The organism is Pseudomonas avellanae BPIC 631 (genome assembly GCF_000444135.1).
GTDB classification, from domain to species: Bacteria; Pseudomonadota; Gammaproteobacteria; order Pseudomonadales; family Pseudomonadaceae; genus Aquipseudomonas; species Aquipseudomonas avellanae.
The window spans coordinates 1-2,854 of the sequence record NZ_ATDK01000398.1 but is presented as its reverse complement, the minus strand read 5'-3'; the positions used below and the strand labels follow the sequence as shown (position 1 = coordinate 2,854).

At 59.1% G+C, this 2,854-nt stretch carries 2 protein-coding genes; one reads left to right on the top strand and one right to left on the bottom strand.

What is annotated here, in order from left to right:
• Window positions 1–440: 440 nt before the first annotated feature.
• Window positions 441–1,160: a UTRA domain-containing protein gene (locus tag DW49_RS0122870; protein ID WP_003382729.1), complete on the top strand. Its 720-nt coding sequence runs from the start codon at window positions 441–443 to the stop codon at window positions 1,158–1,160.
• Window positions 1,161–1,217: 57 nt separating this feature from the next.
• Here the strand turns inward: DW49_RS0122870 and DW49_RS0122865 are convergent, their stop codons facing one another.
• Window positions 1,218–2,507 (bottom strand): M18 family aminopeptidase, encoded by a 1,290-nt coding sequence (locus DW49_RS0122865; RefSeq protein ID WP_005619770.1) that lies wholly within the window; start codon window positions 2,505–2,507, stop codon window positions 1,218–1,220.
• Window positions 2,508–2,854 lie beyond the last annotated feature (347 nt).

The following is a 2,854-nucleotide window of genomic DNA, read 5'->3' as shown; positions in this document are numbered from 1 at the left end:
TTGCAGGCTCGTATTGGTGTTGTGTGAGAACTCCAACAATACGGGCCTGTTCTCATAGGGATCAATAGGTTACGTCGAAACGGGAACAGACCCTAGTGCACTTCTTTTTTGCCAGAAGTGTTCGTTGCGGATTGTTTGGTCTAGATCAGCAATACCTGAGCCAACTTAGGCCTGTTGCATGACATTTTCGTGTCGGCTGCAGCAGGGAAAGACCTTTTTCATGCGGCTCAGGGTTGCCTGGCGCTAAGCGTAGACCATGGGCAAGTGCTTGCTTTGCAGGGCTTTGAGGGCAATTTTCAGCGCAGTTGGCATGGTTCGTGATTCGTTCTGTCACACGACAGTCATCTGGCCGGCCTAGGCTTGCGGCGATGGAGTCAAGAGCGGTTGTCGCACTGATGTGTGCTCCGCAAGAGGGCTGGTCTAGTCCAGGTAGGTACAGAATGCGCGAAGATGTGCCACGAGCGGTAACAACGATCTGCAGTGCCTTGCAGGAGCAGATCGAGCATGGCCTGTTGCCGCACGGCAGCAAACTGCCTGCCGAGCGCAAGCTCAGTGAGGTGTTCGACACCACCCGCATCACCCTGCGCGAGGCCCTCCTGCAACTGGAGGCTCAGGGGTTGATCTATCGTGAGGAGCGTCGCGGTTGGTTCATCTCGCCGCCGCGCCTGGCCTATGACCTGATTCGGCGCAGTCATTTTCACGCTATGGTCTGCGCGCAGGGAAGGGTGGCGCACACTCAGTTGCTGTCGGCGCGTCTGCAACCGGCTTCAGCAATGATCTGCGAAATGCTGGAGCTGCCTGCACTGTCGAGCGTGATTCAGATCTGCCGCGCCCGGCGTATCGATCAGCGGCTGGTGCTCTATGTGGAGCATTACCTCAGGCCGGAGCTGTTCCCGGGTATTCTGGACCACGACCTGAACGAGTCACTCACCGAGCTTTATGCTCGCTGTTATGACGTGCATTACGGACAGGTACGTTTTGATGTGGTTCCCACGGCATTGCACGCCGACGCGGCCGCGGCGCTCAAGGTTTCCCTCGGCAGCCCCGGCCTGCGCATTGCGCGGGTCAACCATGACCGCAATGATCGGCTGATCGACTGCGACCTTGAATACTGGCGCCATGATGCGATTCATGTGCGCGCGATGGTCCGAGACAACTGAAACAGGCGTTGCGGGCACCTGATGTCGCCCGCAACTCACGTGTTTCAACGTTGCGGGTTATGGCAGCTCGTGACTGGCATAGAACGCGCCCAGCACTTTGACCAGATGCGCCAGATCATGACTACCGGCCAGCTCGCGAATCGAGTGCATGGCGAACGTCGGCAGACCGATGTCTACTGTGCGGATACCCAGATGGCTGGCGGTGATCGGCCCGATGGTCGAACCGCAAGCCATGTCGCTGCGCACCACGAAGCTTTGTACCGGGACTTCTTCGGCCATGCACAGGTGACGGAAGAAGCCGGCGGTTTCGCTATTGGTGGCGTAGCGCTGGTTGCTGTTGACCTTGATCACCGGCCCTGCGTTGAGCTTTGGCCCGTGGTTGGCGTCGTGCTTTTCGGCGTAGTTGGGGTGTATGCCGTGGGCGTTGTCGGCGGAAATCATCAGGGATTTCTGAATGGTCCGCACGTAGTCTTCGCTGCTTGGCAGCAAGCGCTGGACGATCTGCTCCAGCATTGCGCCGTCCGCACCGCAGGTTGAAGACGAGCCGACTTCTTCGTGATCGGTGCACACCAGCAGCGCCGTTTCGTCACTGTCGGTAGTGAGCAGCGCCTGCATCCCGGCGAAGCACGACAGCAGGTTGTCCAGACGAGCGCCCGCCAGGAAGTCACCGTTGAGGCCGACCACCGCTGCGCTTTGAGTGTCGTAGAAGCTCAGCTCGTAATCGAGCACCACATCGGCGTTCAGGCCATGTTCGCGTGCCAGTTGATCCGTCAGCAGGGCGCGGAAGTCTGCGCGCTCATCACCAGCCACCTGCGCAAGAATCGGCGGCAGTTCGTTCTGCGGATTGATCGCCCAGCCTTCGTTGGCCGTACGGTTCAGGTGGATGGCCAGATTGGGAATGACCGCAATTGGCAGCTTGAAGTCGATCAGCTGGCTTTCAACCTTGCCATCGCGACGGAACGTGACACGCCCGGCCAGCGACAGGTCGCGGTCGAACCACGGTGCCAGCAGCGCACCGCCGTAGACTTCGACACCCAGTTGCCAGAAGCCCTGGCGTTGCAGTTCCGGCTGCGGCTTGACCCGCAGGCAGGGGCTGTCGGTGTGAGCACCGACCATACGGATGCCACCGGTCAGTGGCGACTGGCGACCCATTCTGACGGCGACAATGGAAGAATCGTTACGGGTAACGTAATAGCGGCCGCCGGTCTCGATGGCCCAGGTGTCGCGTTCGTCCAGACGCTGAAAACCCGCGGCTTCGAAGTGTTGCACAAGGGTGGCGGTGGCATGAAAAGGGGTAGGTGAGGCCTTGAGGAAATCGATGAGGCCTTTGTTCAACTCGTCGCGCATAAATAGCTCCAGACAGCAATGGCGCGAGTTTACCGCATTGGATCATTTGCTGCCTTGGGTTGCGTTCGTCGTTATGCACACGTCTCGATGATCCCGGAAAACGGAGCTCAGCCTAAGCCGACTCTCGTTCTCGCGCTTTGCGTGGTCATGCATTTGGTGACGCTCTGCGTTACGCACCTTCGATGTGGCGTGGCATCATCTCTTACCCATGAGCACTGATGCAGAGGTGCTTTAGATTTGCTTTTTGTTCGCGATAGCACTGACGACACAGATTGCGACGTAAGTGACGGCTGAGTCCTGGCGCTGATCCGGGGGATGCGAGGCAGGACGCCGAGCAAGCCGCACCG